General features: G+C 68.4%; 15 protein-coding genes. 8 read left to right on the top strand and 7 right to left on the bottom strand.

The features are described 5' to 3' along the window. The first annotated feature begins 42 nt into the window (after positions 1-42). From ACIGJC_RS19200 to ACIGJC_RS19165, 8 genes are all read left to right on the top strand, one after another. Complete coding sequence (locus tag ACIGJC_RS19200; RefSeq protein WP_483713696.1) at positions 43-792, top strand: SDR family NAD(P)-dependent oxidoreductase; 750 nt, start codon at positions 43-45, stop codon at positions 790-792. Next, positions 785-1,948, top strand: a complete 1,164-nt coding sequence (locus tag ACIGJC_RS19195) for an acyl-CoA dehydrogenase family protein (protein ID WP_483713694.1) — start codon at positions 785-787, stop codon at positions 1,946-1,948. Before ACIGJC_RS19200 ends, ACIGJC_RS19195 begins: the two co-directional genes overlap by 8 nt. 27 nt (positions 1,949-1,975) lie before the next feature. Continuing rightward, complete coding sequence (locus tag ACIGJC_RS19190) at positions 1,976-2,476, top strand: MaoC family dehydratase (RefSeq protein ID WP_483713693.1); 501 nt, start codon at positions 1,976-1,978, stop codon at positions 2,474-2,476. Beyond that, the gene (locus tag ACIGJC_RS19185; RefSeq protein WP_483713691.1) at positions 2,473-4,638 is read left to right on the top strand and encodes an acetate--CoA ligase family protein; all 2,166 of its coding nucleotides are present in this window, start codon (positions 2,473-2,475) and stop codon (positions 4,636-4,638) included. Before ACIGJC_RS19190 ends, ACIGJC_RS19185 begins: the two co-directional genes overlap by 4 nt. Beyond that, a complete protein-coding gene (locus ACIGJC_RS19180) occupies positions 4,632-5,402 on the top strand; it encodes a citryl-CoA lyase (RefSeq protein WP_483713690.1) in 771 nt (256 codons plus the stop codon). The genes ACIGJC_RS19185 and ACIGJC_RS19180 overlap by 7 nt, the downstream gene beginning before the upstream one ends. Before the next feature lie 62 nt (positions 5,403-5,464). Next, positions 5,465-6,631, top strand: coding sequence for an acyl-CoA dehydrogenase family protein (locus ACIGJC_RS19175; RefSeq protein WP_483713689.1), 1,167 nt, complete (start codon positions 5,465-5,467; stop codon positions 6,629-6,631). Continuing rightward, entirely contained in the window at positions 6,628-7,854 is a 1,227-nt protein-coding gene (locus tag ACIGJC_RS19170; protein WP_483713688.1) for a CaiB/BaiF CoA transferase family protein, read from the top strand. Before ACIGJC_RS19175 ends, ACIGJC_RS19170 begins: the two co-directional genes overlap by 4 nt. Positions 7,855-7,877: 23 nt before the next feature. Further along, entirely contained in the window at positions 7,878-8,780 is a 903-nt protein-coding gene (locus tag ACIGJC_RS19165) for a LysR family transcriptional regulator (protein ID WP_483713687.1), read from the top strand. Between the two features lie 105 nt (positions 8,781-8,885). Here the strand turns inward: ACIGJC_RS19165 and ACIGJC_RS19160 are convergent, their stop codons facing one another. The 7 genes from ACIGJC_RS19160 to ACIGJC_RS19130 all read right to left on the bottom strand — a co-directional run bounded on the left by ACIGJC_RS19160 (position 8,886) and on the right by ACIGJC_RS19130 (position 17,111). Further along, positions 8,886-11,024 (bottom strand): acetate--CoA ligase family protein, encoded by a 2,139-nt coding sequence (locus ACIGJC_RS19160; protein ID WP_483713686.1) that lies wholly within the window; start codon positions 11,022-11,024, stop codon positions 8,886-8,888. Positions 11,025-11,031: 7 nt separating this feature from the next. Continuing rightward, complete coding sequence (locus ACIGJC_RS19155; RefSeq protein ID WP_483713684.1) at positions 11,032-11,808, bottom strand: SDR family NAD(P)-dependent oxidoreductase; 777 nt, start codon at positions 11,806-11,808, stop codon at positions 11,032-11,034. A 69-nt stretch (positions 11,809-11,877) separates the two neighbouring features. Next, positions 11,878-12,975 (bottom strand): acyl-CoA dehydrogenase family protein, encoded by a 1,098-nt coding sequence (locus tag ACIGJC_RS19150; RefSeq protein WP_483713682.1) that lies wholly within the window; start codon positions 12,973-12,975, stop codon positions 11,878-11,880. Then, on the bottom strand, positions 12,972-14,111 hold the full coding sequence (locus ACIGJC_RS19145) for an acyl-CoA dehydrogenase family protein (RefSeq protein ID WP_483713681.1): 1,140 nt from the start codon (positions 14,109-14,111) through the stop codon (positions 12,972-12,974). Before ACIGJC_RS19145 ends, ACIGJC_RS19150 begins: the two co-directional genes overlap by 4 nt. Positions 14,112-14,130: 19 nt before the next feature. Then, entirely contained in the window at positions 14,131-14,901 is a 771-nt protein-coding gene (locus ACIGJC_RS19140) for an enoyl-CoA hydratase/isomerase family protein (protein WP_483713680.1), read from the bottom strand. A gap of 10 nt (positions 14,902-14,911) precedes the next feature. Next, positions 14,912-16,090 carry a thiolase family protein gene (locus tag ACIGJC_RS19135; protein ID WP_483713679.1) on the bottom strand — a complete coding sequence of 393 codons (1,179 nt, stop codon included), beginning with the start codon at positions 16,088-16,090 and terminating at the stop codon, positions 14,912-14,914. Between the two features lie 7 nt (positions 16,091-16,097). After that, the gene (locus ACIGJC_RS19130) at positions 16,098-17,111 is read right to left on the bottom strand and encodes an acyl-CoA dehydrogenase family protein (protein ID WP_483713678.1); all 1,014 of its coding nucleotides are present in this window, start codon (positions 17,109-17,111) and stop codon (positions 16,098-16,100) included. Positions 17,112-17,114 lie beyond the last annotated feature (3 nt).

The raw sequence follows: 17,114 nt of genomic DNA, 5'->3' as shown, positions 1-17,114 counted from the left end.
TGGCAATTACGCAACCGGCAACACGCAACAACTGGAGAAGACATGGATCTTGGATTGAACGATCGCGTGGCGATCATCACCGGCTCGGCGCGCGGCATCGGTGCCGAAACGGCACGCATGCTGGCGAAGGAAGGCGCTTCGGTCGTCGTGACCGATCTCGACCTCGCTGCAGCCGAAGAGAACGCCCGCATCATCGGGGCCGCCGGCGGCAAGGCCATCGCCGTGGCCTGCGACGTGCGCAAGGAAGAACAGGTCAAGCAGCTTGCCGGCGCCGCGCTGGAAGCCTTCGGCCGCATCGACGTGCTGGTGAACAACGCCGGCCTGGTCAAGGACCGCACCATCCTCAAGATGGAAGAAGCCGACTGGGACCTGGTGCTCGACGTCACCCTGAAGGGCGCCTTCCATTGCTGCCGCGCCGTGCTGCCCGCGATGCATGAACGCGGCTGGGGCCGCATCATCAACATCAGCTCGCGCGCGCTGTTTGGCAACCCGGGCCAGGCCAACTACTCGACCGCCAAGGCCGGGATCCTCGGCCTGACCCGCGCGCTGTCGCTGGAGCAGGCACGCAAGGGCGTGACGGTCAACGCCATCGCCCCGGGCTACATCGAGACCGAGTACATCAAGAGCCTGCCCAACTACGAGACCATCCTTGCCAACGTGATGGCAAAGAACGCGGTCACCTTCCCGGGCCAGACCAGCGACATCGCCGGCGCCGTGTGCTTCATGGCGTCGGAGCACGCCCGCTACATCACGGGCACCACCCTGTTCGTGACGGGAGGCCGCTATGGCTGATCCGATGGTTGACGTTGACGGTCTCGACAGCGACCAGCAACTGCTGCGCGACAACATCCGCCGCTACCTCAAGGAGAACATCGCGCCGCGCATCCCGCAGGCGGAGCGCGACAAGAAGTTCCCCCACGAGGCCATGACCGGCCTGATCGACTTCGGCTACTTCGGCGGCATCCTGCCGGAGGCCGACGGCGGCCTGGGCCTCGACTACCCGACCTGGGCCGTGATGATGGAAGAAGCCGGCTACTGCTGGCTGTCGCTGCGCATCCTGCTCAACGGGCTGAACATTGTCTCCGGCATCATCAACGCCTACGGCACCGAGGACCAGAAGGCGCGCTTCGTCCGCCCGCTGCTGCGCAACGAGCGCAAGCCGTTCGTGTCGATCTCCGAGCCGGACGTGGGTTCGAACGTGGCCGAGGTCAAGACCCGCGCCGACAAGCGCGGCGACCGCTACGTCCTGAACGGCAGCAAGCTGTGGGTGACCAACGGCATGTTTGCCGACTTCGGCATCGTTGTTGCCCGCACCTACAGCGAGACCTGCAACGGCGAACTGTCGCTGTTCCTGGTCGAGCGCGACGTGACCAAGTACGACGCCACTCCGGTCGACGTGGTGTTCACCCGCAGCACCGGCACCGCCGCATTCAGCTTCGACAACGCCGAAATCCCGGCCGCCAACCTGATCGGCACCGAAGGCCAGGGCCTGCGCCAGATCCTGATCGGCCTGAACTTCGGTCGCCTGAACGTGGCGATGGGCGCGGTGGGCGCGGCGCAGTGCGCACTCGACCTGTCCATCGACTACGCGCTGCAGCGCAAGCAGTTCGGCCGCCAGATCGGCTCGTTCCAGCTCGTGCAGAAGCACATCGTCGACATGACGATGCGCGTGCAGGCCGCGCGCTCGCTCGGCTACCGCGCCGCCCGCTCGATGCAGAACGGCACCTCGCGCACCGAGTGCTCGATCGCGAAGCTGTACGCCACCGAGGCCGCCTTCGAGGTCGCCAACCTCGCGCTGCAGGTACACGGCGGCATCGGCTACGCCACCGACTACCCGATCGAACGGATCTTCCGCGACACCCGCGGCGGGATGATCCCCGAGGGCACCACCGAAATCCAGACGCTGATCATCGGCCGCGAAATCCTCGGCATCAGCGCCCTGACCTGAACACAAAGACACCAGGAGATACGCAGCATGACCCAACCCGCCATCCTCGACCAGATCGCCCAGACCACGCTCTACTGGGAAGACCTGGCGCCGGGCATGACCTACAACACCTCGTCGCGCACCATCACCGAGGCCGACGTGGCCGCCTTCGCCGCGCTCACCGGCGACTTCAACAAGGTCCACGTCGACGCCGAGTACGCGAAGGGCACCATCTTCGGCCAGCGCATCGCCCACGGCATGCTGGTCGCCGCGTTCATGGCCGGCCTGACCTCGCGCTCGATCCCGAACCAGTTCTTCGAAGGGTCGCTGTTCAGCGTGCTGGAGAACCGCCTGAAGTTTCCGAAGCCGACCTTCATCGGCGACACCATCCGCGTGGAGATCGAAGTCACCGAGCAAAAGCCGACCAGCCGCCCGGACCGCGGCATCGTCAGCTTCCTGCGCAAGGCCGTGAACCAGCGCGGCGAAGTCGTGGCCGAGATGGCCGCCACCTGCCTGTTCAAGCGCCGCACGCCGGGAGAAGCACAATGACCGCCAAGCCAGACGCCAACGGCCTCTGGTTCAGCGACCTCAGCCGCCTGGTCGAGCCGCGCTCGATCGTGCTGGTGGGCGCTTCCGAGAAGCCCGACAGCATCGGTGCCCGTACCTTCGAGAACCTGACGGTCTACTCGCAGTTCCAGGGCGACCTGCACCTGGTCAACCCGGGCCGCAAGGAAATCCACGGCCGCCCGTGCTACCCCTCGGTGCGCGACCTCGGCGCCGTGCCCGACCTCGCCATCCTCGCCGTGCGCGCCGACATGGTGCTCGACTCGCTGCGCGAATGCGGCGAGTGCGGCGTGAAGTTCGCCATCGTCTTCACTTCCGGCTTCGGCGAGACCGGTGACGAAGGCCGCGCCGTCGAGGCAGAGATGCGCGAAATCGTCGCCAGGACCGGCATGCGCATCTACGGCCCGAACTGTCCCGGCCTGAACAACATGAACGCCCGCCTCGGCATGACGTTCTCGCCGGCCTGGCGCATCGACAACGCCAGGCCCGGCCCCATCGGCGTGGCCACGCAGGGCGGCGGGCTGGGCCGCTCGTTCATCCAGTCGATGGACCGCGGCGTCGGCATCGGCCTGTGGTGCTCGGGCGGCAACGAGGCCGACCTGGAGGTCAGCGACTACATCCACTACATGGCGGATGCGCCCGACATCAAGGTCATCGTCACCACGCTCGAAGGCGTGCGCAACGGCCCGCGCTTCATGGCCGCCGCGCTGCATGCCGCGCGCCGGGGCAAGCCCATCGTGGCGCTGAAGGTCGGCAAGTCGGAAATCGGCGCCAAGGCCGCCGCCTCGCACACCGCCGCCATCGCCGGCGTGGCCGAGATCAACAGCGCGGTGTTCCGCGAACTCGGCATCATCGAGGTCGACGACATCGACGAACTGATCGACGTGGCCTCGCTGCTGTCGCGCGCCACGCCGACCGGCAAGGAGCAGCTCGCCGTCTACAGCTTCTCGGGCGGCACGGCGGCGCTGTGCACCGACATGGTGGGCATCGCCGGCCTGACGCTGTCGAGGTTCGCGCCGCAGACGCTTGAAGCGCTGGGCCGCGCCCTGCCCGGCTATGCCGCCTTCGACAACCCGGTGGACGTGACCGCCGAGGTGCTGGTCAATGCCGAAGTCGGCTACGCCGCGCTCAAGGCCACGGCCAGCGACCCGAATACCGACCTCGTGCTGGTCCCGATTCCCGTCGAGTACGGCAAGACCAGCGCCATGCTGGCCGACAGCATGGTCCGCGTGCAGTCCGAGGAAAGCACGCCCATCGTGCCGGTCTGGATGAGCGACCGCACCGGCGAAGGCCAGCGCAAGATGATCGAGGGCGGCCTGATGCCCATGCGCGCGGTCGGCAACGCGGTGCTGGCCGTGAAGCGGTTCATCGAGTACGGCAAGTGGCAGGCGCAGTTCGATCACGGCTGGCGTCCGCTCGGCGAGATTGCTCCGCGCAAGGCCGAAGGCGCCTCTGCATCCCTGTCCGAAGCCGCCGGCAAGGCCCTGCTGGCCAGCGCCGGCGTGACCGTGCCGGGCGGCGTGGTCGCCACCACGGCCGACGAGGCCGCGCAGGCCTTCCGCAAGGTGGCCGCGCAAGGCACCGGCAAGATCGTCATGAAGATCGTCAGCGCGGCCATCACGCACAAGACCGACATCGGCGGCGTGCGCCTGGGCATTGCGTCGGAAGACGCCGCCCGCGCGGCCTTCGAGGAGATCCACGCCAACGGCTGCAAGGCCGCGCCCGCGGACCGGATCGAAGGCGTGCTGGTCGAGCCGATGCTGCCGTCGCCGTTCGTGGAGGCCGTGGTCGGCATCCACCGCGACGAGGTGTTCGGCCACGTCTGCACCTTCGGCCTCGGCGGCGTGGCCATCGAGCTGTTCAAGGACGTCAGCCGCCGCCTGCTGCCGCTCACGCCGCAATCGGCACGCGCGATGATCGCCGAGACGCGCTGCTACGAACTGCTGAAGGGCCATCGCGGCCAGGCGGCATACGACATCGACGCCCTGGCGGACACGCTGGTCAGGTTGTCGGACTTCGTGGCAAAGCACGCCGACCGCATCGACGAACTCGAAATCAACCCCCTTGCGGTGCGCCCGCAGGGCCAGGGCGTGGTGGCGCTGGACGCCGTCATCTCCTACCGTGGCACGGAGCCTTCCCAATGGTAAAGACCGAAATCGGCTATACGACGACCGACACCATCATGGTGCGCGGCAAGAACCTGTCCACCGAGATCATCGGCAAGTTCGACTTCGTCGACATGATCTTCTTCACCACGCTCTCGCGCATGCCCACGCCGCGCGAGAAGGTCATGGTCAATGCGCTGCTGGTGACCACCGCCGACCATGGCATCACCCCGAGCTCGCTGTCGGCCCGCCTGACATACATCGGCGCGCCGGAAGCCCTGCAAGGCGCGGTGGCAACCGGCCTGCTCGGCGCGGGCAGCGTGTTCCTGGGCCCGATGCAGAACGCCGCCGAGATGCTGCTCGAAGGCGCGAAGGAACTGCGCGCCGATGCGACCGACCCGGACGTCATGCAGGCCGCGCGCGATGTCATCCGCCGCCACAAGGAGCGCCGCCAGCAAGTCTTCGGCGTGGGCCACCCCATCCACGTCGACGGCGACCCGCGTGTGCCCGCCCTGCGCGACCTGTCGCGCGAGAACGGCTACTACGGCCTGCACTGGCGCCTGATGGAAGCCATCTCGGAAGTGCTGATGACCGAGCACAACCGCAAGCTGCCGATGAACGTGGTGGGTGCCATCGGCGCGATCATCGCCGCGATGGGCCTGGACCCGCTGATCGGGCGCGGCCTGGCACTGGTGGGCCGTTCGGCCGGCCTGCTGGCCCACGTGCTGGAAGAGAAGAGCCAGCCGATGGCCCGCGAGGCGTGGGAACTCGTCCTGAAGGCCGACCCGCGCAACGTCCTGCCCTGACGTGGGCACCGGCCCGGCCGCCGCGCCGGGCCGGCGAGAAGAATTCGCTGAGAGACATTCCGATGCAGAAGCTCACCGCCGAACGGCGCATGATCCAGGAAGCCGCACGCCAGTTCACGATGGAACGGGTGCTGCCGCTGGCCAACAAGCTGGACCCGGAGAAGGGCCAGATTCCCCGCGAACTGATCGACGAAATGGCCGAGCTGGGCTATTTCGGCATCCTGATCCCCGAAGAATACGGCGGCCTCGGCCTTGGTGCCTACGAGTACTGCCTCGTCGCCGAGCAGCTCTCGCGCGGCTGGATGAGCGTGGGCAGCCTGATCGCGCGCGGCAATGGCCTGATTGGCGCGCTCAAGGCGCTCACGCCCGAAAAGAAGACCGAATACCTGCCGCGCATGGCGGCCGGCCAATTCCTCGGCGCCTTCTCGCTCTCCGAGCCCAATGCCGGTTCCGACGTCGCCAACATCTCCTGCCGCGCCGTGCGCGACGGCGACGACTGGGTCATCACCGGCAACAAGTACTGGTGCACCTTTGCCGACGAGGCGGACTTCATCCTCGTGATCTGCCGCACCGATCCCGTGGTCGACCCGAAGGCGCGCCACAAGGGCCTTTCCGCCTTCATGGTCGAGAAGCCGCGCGGCCAGCTGCCCGAGGGCGTGAACGGCAGCATCATCCCCAAGATCGGCTATCACGGCTGGACCACCTGGGAACTCGCCTTCGACGGCTGCCGCGTGCCGCATTCGAAGATGGTCGGTGAGGAAGGCAAGGCGTTCTACCTCGCCACCGCCGGCCTCGAAACCGCCCGCGCCCACACCGCCGCCCGCTCCATCGGCCTGGCGCAGGGCGCGCTGGAAGACTCCATCCAGTACGCGCACGACCGCGCGCAGTTCGGCTCGCCCATCGGCAACTTCCAGGCCATCCGCTTCAAGATCGCCGACATGGCCACGCAGATCGAGGCGTCGCGCGCGCTGCTCTATTCGGTGTGCGAGAAGATCGACGACGGCGGCCGGGCCGATACCGAGGCGTCGATGGTCAAGCTGTTCGCCAGCGAGATGTGCGAGCGCGTGACCAGCGAGGGCCTGCAGATCCATGGCGGCGCGGGCTACACCACGCATTTCGCCGCCGAGCGCTACTGGCGCGACGCGCGCCTGACGAAGATCTTCGAGGGCACCTCGGAAATCCAGATGCGCATCATTTCCGACGCCCTGATGGGCAAGGTGACGGCATGACACGACCGGCATCCACCGGCGCGCTCGCCGGCCTGCGCGTGATCGACCTCACGCAGATGCTGGCCGGCCCGTTCTGCACCCAGGTGCTGGCCGACCACGGCGCGGACGTCATCAAGGTCGAATCCATGGCGGGCGACGGCACGCGCCTGACCGCCCCCTTCTGCGAGGACGACACGCTGCGCGAGTACGGCGGCTACTTCCAGAGCGTCAACCGGAACAAACGCTCGATTGCCGTCGACCTGAAGACCGCCGAAGGCGTGGCGCTCGTGCGCAAGCTGATCGACGGCGCCGACATCGTGGTCGAGAACTTCCGCGCTGGCGTCATGGAGCGCCTCGGCCTGGGCTGGGAGACGCTGCGGGAGAGCAACCCCCGCCTTGTCTACGGCACTGTCCGCGGCTTCGGCGATCCGCGCTCGGGCGCCAGCCCCTACGCGGACTGGCCGGCCTACGACGTGGTCGCGCAGGCCATGGGCGGCATGATGGGCATCACCGGTCCCGACCGCCACACCCCGATGAAGATCGGCCCTGGCGTGGGCGACACGATCCCCGCACTGATGCTTTGCATCGGCATCCTGTCGGCCGTCCATCGCGTCCGGGAGACCGGCAAGGGCCAGTTCGTGGACGTGGCGATGACGGATGCCGTGCTCGCCATGTGCGAGCGCATCGTCTACCAGACCTCGTACACCGGCGTGGTGCCCGGTCCCGAAGGCAACCGCCATCCGCTGCTGTGCCCGTTCGGCCTGTTCCGGGCGCGCGATGGCTACGTCTCGATCGCCGTCGCCAATGATCCGCTGTGGGAGAAGCTCGCCGCCGCCATCGGCCGTCCCGAACTGGGCACGGACCCGGCCTTCGCCACCAACGCAGCCCGGGTCGCCAACACGCAGCAGGTCATCGACCTGCTGGAAGGCTTCACGTCCGTGCGCACCAAGGAGGAAATCGGCGCCGTGCTGGGCGGCAAGGTCCCGTTCGGGCCGGTCTGCACGTCCGCCGAGATCTTTGCCGATCCGCACTATGCGGTGCGGGAGATGCTGGTGGACGTCGAGCAGCCCGGCTCGGCACAGCGCGTAAAGATCGCCGGCGTGCCGATCAAGCTGAGCGACACCCCGGGCGCGGTTCGCCACCGCGCGCCGATGCTGGGCGAGCACACCGACGAAATCCTGTTTGCAGCCGGCTACGGCCCTGACGACATCGACCATCTGCGCGGTGCAGGCGCAGTCCGCTAATCCCGCAACACAGAGCAGCAGAGATGGACCTCCGACAGATGCGACAGGCCCTCGTCCTGAGCGAGACCCTGAATTTCCACCGCGCCGCCGAGCGCCTGTGCATGGCGCAGCCACCGCTGTCCACGGCCATCCGCAAGCTGGAGGAGGAACTCGGCGCCACGCTGTTCGACCGCCTGCCGTCGGGCCTCACGCTGACGCCGGTCGGCGAACTGGTGCTGCGGCAGATGCGCAACACCCTGTTCTTCGCCGACGAGATCCGCCGCGCGGCCAGCGAAGGCGATGCCGGCGAGCGCGGCAAGCTGCGCGTGGGCTTTGTCGGCTCGTCGGTCTACTCCCTGATGCCTCGTCTGATCCGCGCCTTCCGAACCCGGTATCCGCGCGTGGAACTGGTGATCGAGGAATCCACAACCGTCGACCTGCTGCGGGCCGTGGAGGAACACACGCTCGACGCCGCGCTGGTCCGTCATCCGGTATTGGGCAAGACTGCCGCGCAGGTCACCCTGCTCCAGTCCGACCCGCTGGTGCTGGCGGTGAGCATTGATTCGCCGCTGGCCGGGCGCAAGTTCGTCGCGCTCCCCGAGCTCGGCGACACACCGTTCATCGTCTATTCGCAGGCCCGCGTGCCGACCATGCACGCGCTGATGATGTACGCCTTCCAGGCAGCGGGCATCAGTCCGCCTATTGCCCAGGAGGCCGTGCAGGTGCCGACGATCCTCGCGTTGGTGGAAAGCGGCCTGGGCGTCGCGCTCGTGCCGGCCGCCACCGCCCGGCTGGGCGGCGAAGGCATCCGCCACATCCCGCTGACCGGATTGCCCGAGCAGATGGACTTCGGCATCGCCCTGGCGACGCTGCCCGATCCGAGCAACGCGACGACGCGGAACTTCGTGGCGCTGGCGCAGGAGGCGACGCGGGAGGCAACGCCATAGGCGGCACTGGCAGAGGGAGCAGCCGCCTGCTTACCCGGCATTCTCCAAAGCCCTTCACAAGGCCGCGCCCCTCCGTAGCGCGGCCTTCCTCCGCCAAACCGGCCGTCAGCCCTTGCGTTCGATCAGCGCGTCCACCGCCACGATGCGGTCCGGCGTGCAGATCAGCGGATTCACGTCGAACTCGGCGATCAGGTCGCGCTGGTCGGCCGCGAACTCGGACAGGCTGGCGATGACCTCGGCCAGACGCTCCATGTCCACGCCGGCCGCACCACGGAAGCCCTTGAGCAGCGCCACGCCGCGCAACCGTTCCAGCATCTCGCGCGCCTGCTGCGCCGAGCACGGCGCGATAGTCGCGACCGTGTCCTGCATCAGCTCGACCATCACCCCGCCCAGGCCGACAACCAGCAGCGCGCCGAGGTGCGGATCGACGCGGGCGCCGACCAGGATCTCGACGCCGGCCGGCACCTGGCTTTGCACCAGCACGCCGTTGATGCGGTCGTCGGTCGTCACCTTGCGCGCGTTCGCCATCACCTCGCGGTACGCAACGGCGACTTCCTCGGCCGACTTCACGCCGAGGCGAATCACGCCGGCTTCCGACTTGTGCGGGATGGCCGGGCTTTCGACTTTCAGCACGACCGGATAGCCGCAGGCATCGGCGGCGCGCACGGCGTCCTGCCCGCTCGCCGCCAGGGACTCGCCCACCACCGGCACGCCGTACATGGCGAGGACGTCCTTGGCTTCACGCTCGGTCAGCGTATCGGCCGGCGCGGCCAGGATGCGCGCGCGTGCATCGGCGGCCACCGAAGCGAGCGTCATGCGCGGCGCCTTCGGCGTGGCGCGCGACAACAGCCACTGCTCGCGCCGGTGCCATGCCGCCAGCGCCGCGAAGCAATGCGACACCGAGCGGAACAGCGCCAGCCGCGGCAGCGCTTCGGTCTCGCGCGACTCCGGGCCTTCCATCCAGTTCGACATCCACAGGCCGCAGGCCATCTTGCCGTGCTTCACCGCGAGGTCGTTGAAGACCTCGAAGCGGCGCCCGTTGCCTTCGCCCGTCACCACCAGCGGCACGACGGCGGCGCCATAGGCCACATCAGCGAAGACCGCGTCGCCGCACTGGATGAACGAGTCGAAGTTGTTGGCGGCCTGGGCCGTCAGGTCGCACGGGTTGCGGGCAGCGCCGAAGTCCGGGATATGCGATTCGAGCACGGCACGGGTCGCGTCGCACGGCTGCGGCAGCGGCACGTCGAAGCGCTCGGCCTCGTCGGCGGCGACGATGCCCGCGCCGCCCGAGCCGGAGACGATCGCCACGCCGGTCGCCGTCGGACGCGGTGCCTTGGCGAAGAACACGGTGGTCGGCACCAGTTGCTCGATCGTGTCGACCTGCACCGCGCCGGCCTCGCGCAGCGCCGTGCTGTAGGCGCGGTCGGACCCCGCCATCGACCCGGTGTGCGACATGGCAGCCGCCGCACCCGCTTCGCCACGCGCCATCTTGTAGACGACCAGCGGCTTGCCGGCTTGCGCGCACAGCTCGGCGGCGCGGATGATGCGGCTGGCGTCGGACAGCCCCTCGAACACACAGGCAATCGCCGCGCACGCCGGATCGCCGGCCATGTAGGCAATCTGGTCGGCCACGTCGATGTCGCACGCATTGCCGCACGAGAACACATGGCTGAACGCCGTGCCGTGGTTGGCCGCCTGCTCCAGCGCGAACGCCAGCGCGCCGGACTGGCTCACCAGCCCGATCGCGTGCGGCGGCAGTTCGCCCTCGCGGGCCGGCAGCGCCGTGAACGACACCATCGCGTTGTTGACGTAGTTGGCATAGCCGATGGTGTTGGGGCCGAGCAGCCGCACGCCGCTCTCCCGGGCGATGTCCACCAGGCGGGCCTGGTCGGCTGCCTTCTCCGGATTGCCGGTCTCGGCGTAGCCCGACGCGAACAGCACCACGCCGCCTGCGCCCAGCTTGCCGCACTCGCGCACGATGGGCTCGACCGTGTCGCGCCCGGTGGCGATCAGCACGCAGTCCGGCACCTCGGGCAGCGCGGAGAGCGATGGGTAGCAGCATTCCCCGTTGATCTCCTCGTAGCGCGGGTTGACCAGCAGCACCTTGCCGTCGAACTGTCGCAGGTTGGTCATTGAGCGGCCAGCGAAGGCCTTCTCGTTGGGCGTCGCCCCGACCACCGCGATGGATCGCGGATGGAAGGTGCGGCGCAGCTCATCGTGGGTAAAAAGCTTGCGTGACGACATGCCGGCCTCAGCTCGCCAGGTGGAAGCCACCATTCACGCCGAGGTGCTGGCCGAGCACGTAGCCGGCGGCATCCGACAGCAGAAAGGCGATCGGGGCCGCCACTTCCTCCGGTTGCGCCCAGCGGCCCATCGGAATCATGGCAAGGTAGGTGTCGCGGAAGCGGTCGCTGCGGATGGTCTCGGTCATCGGCGTCTCGACCATGCCCAGGCAGATGGTGTTGGTGCGCACACCGTACTTGCCCCACTCGCGGGCGGCAGCCATCGTCATGCCCAGCATGCCGGCCTTGGCAGAGGCGTAGTTGATCTGGCCGATGGAGCCGCGACGGCCGGCTTCGGACGAGATGTTGACGATCGAGCCGCTGACCGTCTCGCCGTTCTTCGCGCGCTCGACGAGGCGCGAGCCCACTGCCTGGAGCCACAGGAACGCGCCGGTCAGGTGGCAGTCGATCACTTCGTTCCAGGTCTTCAGCGTCATGTTCTCGATCATCGCGGCACGCACGATGCCGGCGCAACTCACAAGGCCGTCCACCTTGCCGAAGCGCGATACGGCATGCTCGACCGAGGCCGAAACGAAGTCGGGGTCGGCCACGTTGCCGACATAGGCTTGCACGTGGTCGGGATGCTCGGCGGCGAGGGCCTGGATGGGTTCGCCCTTCAGGTCCACCGCGCAAACCTTGGCGCCCAGCTTGAGCGCGAGTTCGGCGGTGGCACGGCCCACGCCCTGCGCGGCGCCGGTGACGATGATGACCTTGCCGGCCAGGGACATGAGGTTGTTGTCGGTCATGGTGGATCTCCTCTCGAAGTATTGGAGTAATTCGGGGTTTATTCGGGGTTTATTCGGGACTATTCGGGACTATTCGGGACGCCCTTCCAGGCGGCCCAGATGGAATTGCGTGTCGCCATGCAGCTGGTCGAGCACGAGGATGCGGCGCAGGTAGTGGCCGACCGCGTACTCCTCGGTCATGCCGATGCCGCCGTGCATCTGGATGGCTTCCTGGCAGACCTGCCGTGCGTTGCGGGTGACCAGCACCTTGGCGGCGTGCGACGGCACGTCCGCGCCAGTCAGGTCGTTGCGGCCGGCCAGCGCGAGTGCCAGCGAGACCGCCATGCTGCGGCTCTGCTCCAGCGCCACCAGCATGTCGACGGCGCGATGCTGGAGCGCCTGGTTCGAGCCGATCAGGCGGCCGAACTGCTTGCGCGTCTTCAGGTAGGCGACGGTAAGCGTGTACGCCGAATCCATCGCGCCGACCATCTCCGCGCAGGCCGCGCTGATGCCGGTGTCGAGCAGGCGCTGCAGCAGCGCGGGTGTCAGCGTGCCAAGCCGCTCGCCCTCGGCGTCGTCCAGCGTCACGTCCGCCGCCGGGGTACCGTCGATGAGGCGACCGCCGGCGACGGCCACGCCCGTGGTGCGGGCATTGACCAGGAAGAGCTGGACGCCTTCATTCGGCGCCTGCGCGGTCACGAGGAAGTAGTCCGCCCCGGTGCCATGCAGCACGCAGGGCTTGGTGCCATACAGGCGCCAGCCGTCCACGCCATGGGCAGAATGCGTGGCCACGCGACCGGGCACCGCTTCGCCATGCGCCCACGCCACCTGGAGTTCGCCGCGCGCGATCCGTGGCAACAGGCTGGACTGCTGCGTGGGCGAGCCGAGCTGTTCGATGGCCGTGGCCGCCATGACCACGGTGCCGTGATACGGCTCCAGTGACAGGCACTTGCCCAGCGCCTCGGACACGGCCATTTGGTCCACGGCATCGCCGCCGAAGCCGCCATGCGCCTCGGGCATCGCCGCGGCGGTCACGCCGAGTTCGGCCAGTTGCGCCCACACTTCGGGCGAGTGGCCGGCTTCAGCCGCCACGTATTGCTGGCGGTGGCCGAAATCGTATTCGCGGGCCAGCAGCCGCGCCAGGCTGTCCTGCAGTTGCTGCTGGACGTCGTTCAGTTGCAGGTTCATGACAGGTCGAGCACGGTGGCGGAAAGGATGTTCTTCTGCACTTCGGTGCTGCCGCCGAAGATGGAGACGGCGCGGGAGTACAGATACGACTTGGCGAGCGTTCCAGTGTCCGCCCGCAGCGAGGCCGGGGCGGTCATGCGGCAGATCACGTCGGTGATGGCCTGGAAGATCTCGCTGCCGCGGGCCTTCAGCATCGGCGACAGCTTCATGTCGGCATGGCCGCCGTGCATGCGGAACTGCGTCACTTCCAGCGCGTGCAGGTCGGCCTCGATCATGGCGATCTGGCCGCGATAGGCCGCCAGCGTGGAAGCGGGATGCCCCTCCTCCCCCAGCTTCGCCAGCAACGCCTTCGCGCAGGCCACGCGTTCCTTGTTGCGGCCGATACCGGCGATGTAAGCGCGCTCGTGGCCAAGCAGGAACTTGGCATAGTCCCAGCCCTTGTTCTCTTCGCCGACCAGGTTGGTGGCGGGCACCCGCACGTTGTCGAAGAACACTTCATTCAGGCTGTGGCGGCCGTCGATGCTGATGATTGGCCGCACGGTAACGCCGGGCGTCTTCAGGTCGATCAGCAGGAACGAGATGCCGGCCTGCTTCTTCACCGCATTAGGATCGGTGCGGACGAGGCAGAACACCCAGTCGGAGTAATGCGCCTGGCTCGTCCAGATCTTCTGGCCGTTGACGACGTACTCGTCGCCCTCGCGCACGGCGGCAGTCTTGAGCGAGGCGAGGTCGGAGCCGGAACCCGGCTCCGAGAAGCCCTGGCAGACCTGGATGTCGGCGTTCAGCAGCTTCGGCAGGAAGTACTCGCGCTGGGCGTCGGAGCCGAAGTGGATGATCACCGGCCCGAGCATCGTAATGTTGAAGATGTGCGGCGGCGGCGCCGGGGCGGCGGCACACTCGTCGGCGAAGATCTGCTGTTCGGCCGCATTCCAGCCGGCCCCGCCGCATGCCTTCGGCCAGGCGGGCGCACCCCAGCCACGCCTGTTCAGGGCACGTTGCCAGAGTTCGGTATCGGCCTTGGAGGCGAAGCCGCCGTCGCGCAGGCGTTGGCGCATGTCGTCGGGCAGGTTGGCGGCGATGAAGTCACGCACTTCCCGCCGGAACGCCTTGTGCTGCTCCGAATAGAGCAAGTCCATGGTGGATCCTTTTGTCGGTTCAGCAGCCCTGGAAGACAGGCTGCCGCTTTTCGGCGAAGGCCCGCAGGCCTTCGCGCATGTCATAAGAGCGCTGGTGGTTGCGCAGTTCGAGCAGTTCGTGGCGGAGCGCGTCGGCAACCGGCTTGTCGGCGGCTTCGGCCACCACGCGCTTCATGCGGGCGAGCACCAGCGGGCTCCTGGCCGCCAGCAATTCGCCCACGGCTTGCGCGCGGGCCGCGAGTCCCGCGTCGGGCACGACTTCGTTGACCAGCCCGAAGCGCTCCATCTGCGCGGCGGTGAAGCTCGCGCCGGTGAACAGCAGCCAGCGCGCCACATTGGCGGGCACCTTGCGCGGCAGCACGGCCGCGCCGCCCGCTCCCGGGAACACGCCGAAGTGCGAGTGCGCGTCGCCCAGCTTCGCGCTCTCGGCCGCGAGGACGAGATCGCAGGCCATCACCGTTTCCAGCCCGCCCGCCAGCGCCAGACCATTCACGGCTGCAATGACCGGCTTCGGGAAGGCACGCAGCGTGTCGACGAAGCCAACCACCACGTCCAGGAAATCCGGCTCGCCGGTCGCAGGCGGCTCGGCCACTTCCTTCAGGTCTGCCCCGGCGCAGAACGCACGGCCGTTGCCGGTGAGCACTACCACGCGCACGGCCGGGTCGTCGCGCCAGGCATTGAGCTGCGCGGTCATGGCGGCCGCCATCTCGCGGTTCAGGCTGTTCATCGCTGCCGCCCGGTCCATGACCAGCCAGCCGACCGAGCTCTCGATGCGATGCTGAAGACTCATTCCACCCTCCTCAGCACAGTTCAAGGCCAACTGCGGTCGCCTCGCCGCCGCCCAGGCACAGGCTGGCGAGACCGCGCTTCAGGTCGCGCTGCTTCAGCGCGTGGATCAGCGTCACCAGCAAGCGGGCGCCGGTGGCCCCGACCGGATGGCCGAGCGCGCAGGCGCCGCCATTGACGTTGAGACGGTCATGGCCGATGCCCAGTTCGTCCAGCGCGATCATCGTCACCACGGCAAACGCCTCGTTGACTTCATAGAGATCGACGTCGCGCGCGGTCCAGCCGGCCTTGTGGAACACGCGGCGCGCGGCGAGCACCGGCGCGTCGGCGAACTGTTGAGGCGGGTTGGCATGGGTGGCGTGCGCGACGATGCGGGCCAGCGGCGCAAGGCCCTGGCGAATGGCGTCGCTCTCGCGCATCATCACCAGCGCGGCGGCGCCGTCGGAGATCGACGAGGCATTGCCGGCCGTTACCGAGCCACCGTCGCGGAACACGGCCTTCAGTTTCGGCAGCCTGGCGGCGTCGCACTGGCCCGGCGTCTCGTCCTCGGTGAACTCGCCGCCGCGCTTGAGCGTGACCGGGGCGATCTCGTCGCGGAAGCGCCCTTCGGCGACCGCCGCCTGCGCGCGCAGCAGGCTCTCGCGGGCGTACGCATCCTGCGCCCCGCGGCCGATGCCGCGCGCCTCGGCGGCGAGGTCGGCGTAGTAGCCCATCAGGTGGCCTTCGTAGGCATCCTCCAGACCGTCGCAATACATGTGGTCGAGGAACTGGCCGTGCCCGAGACGGTAGCCGTAGCGGCCGCGCGGGACGATGTACGGCGCGTTGGTCATCGACTCCATGCCGCCCGCCACGGCCACGTTGCAGGTGCCGGCGAGCAGCAGGTCATGCGCGAGCATCACGGACTTCATGGCCGAGCCGCACATCTTGCTGATGGTGGTGGCGGGCGTGGACGTGGGCAGCCCGGCGCCGAGCACCGCTTGCCGCGCCGGCGCCTGGCCGACGTTGGCAAACAGGCACAGTCCCATGATGGCTTCGTCGACCGAAGCCGGATCGATGCCCGCCTGCGCCACGGCGGCGCGGATGGCAATGGCGCCCAGCTCCGGCGCCTTGAACGCCGACAGCGAGCCGTTGAACGCCCCGATGGGCGTGCGCTTCGCGCCGACGATGACGATGGATTCCTTGTTGTTCTGCATGGCGGCCTCAGGAGTGGAATGCGAGCTGCGTGCGCGCGAAGTCGAGAATCACCTGGCTCGATGCGCCGTCTTGCGCGAACAGCGCGTCACCGAGCAGCTTTGCGCAATATGTCTCGCTGCCGCCGACGCTGCGCCATTCATGCAGGCGGCGCGTGAACAGGCCGAGCGCCAGTTCCTCGGTGATGCCGATGGCGCCGTGCACGGCGTGGGCGATGGCCGCCACTCGCTCCCCCGCCTCGCAGGCGCGCAGCTTTGCGGTAGCGGCGCGCAGCGGGTCGGGAAAGTAGCCGTCGGCGGCGCAGCCCAGGCGGGCGGCGAAGACCGCCGAGGCAGCCTGCTCGGCCATCACGCTCAGTTCCTGCTGCATGGCCTGGAACTGGCTGATCGCGCGCCCGAACTGCTGGCGGTCGTTGACGTATGTCACGCTCATCGCCAGCACGCGCTGCATCGCGCCCGCCATGCCCGCGGCATGGGCGGCGTTGCACAGGGCGATGATGTCAGCGTCGTCTTCCCTGAGGCGGAAGACGGCGGCATCGGCGGACTGCCATTGCAGCGAGGCCGATGCCCGTGGGCGGTAGATGCCCGGCGTGCGCATCGCGGCGCTCACCGGCAATAGCAGCCATTCGCCGCGCCACTGCGTCAGCACGAGATCGGCGAGCGCGGCGCCCGGCACGTTGCGGCAGACGATGTGCTGGCCGCCAGCGGCGGCGGGAGCGATGGCAATACACTCGCCCGCGCTCTCGCGCCCCGCCTTCGCCAGCATGGCGCGAGCGATGGCGGTCTCGGCGAACGGGTGGCTCAGGCCGGCGCGGCCTGCAGCGAGGAACAGCGGAAACGCTTCAGGTAGCGACAGCCCGGCGCCGCCGCATTCGGCGGGCACGAGGGCATCGGTGTAGCCAAGGGCGTCGATGGCGGCCCACTGCGCGGCGGCGCCTTCGCCCGCTTCGCTGCGGCGCACCGCCTCGTCGGCGCACAGGTCGGCGAGCGCGCGCTCGAAGCCTTCCAGGAGGGAATCAGTCATATG

The sequence above is a fragment of the Cupriavidus sp. C3SS-1 genome, assembly GCF_057073755.1.
Note: the sequence above shows the minus strand (reverse complement) of the source record. Positions and strands in the feature narration are given on the sequence as shown.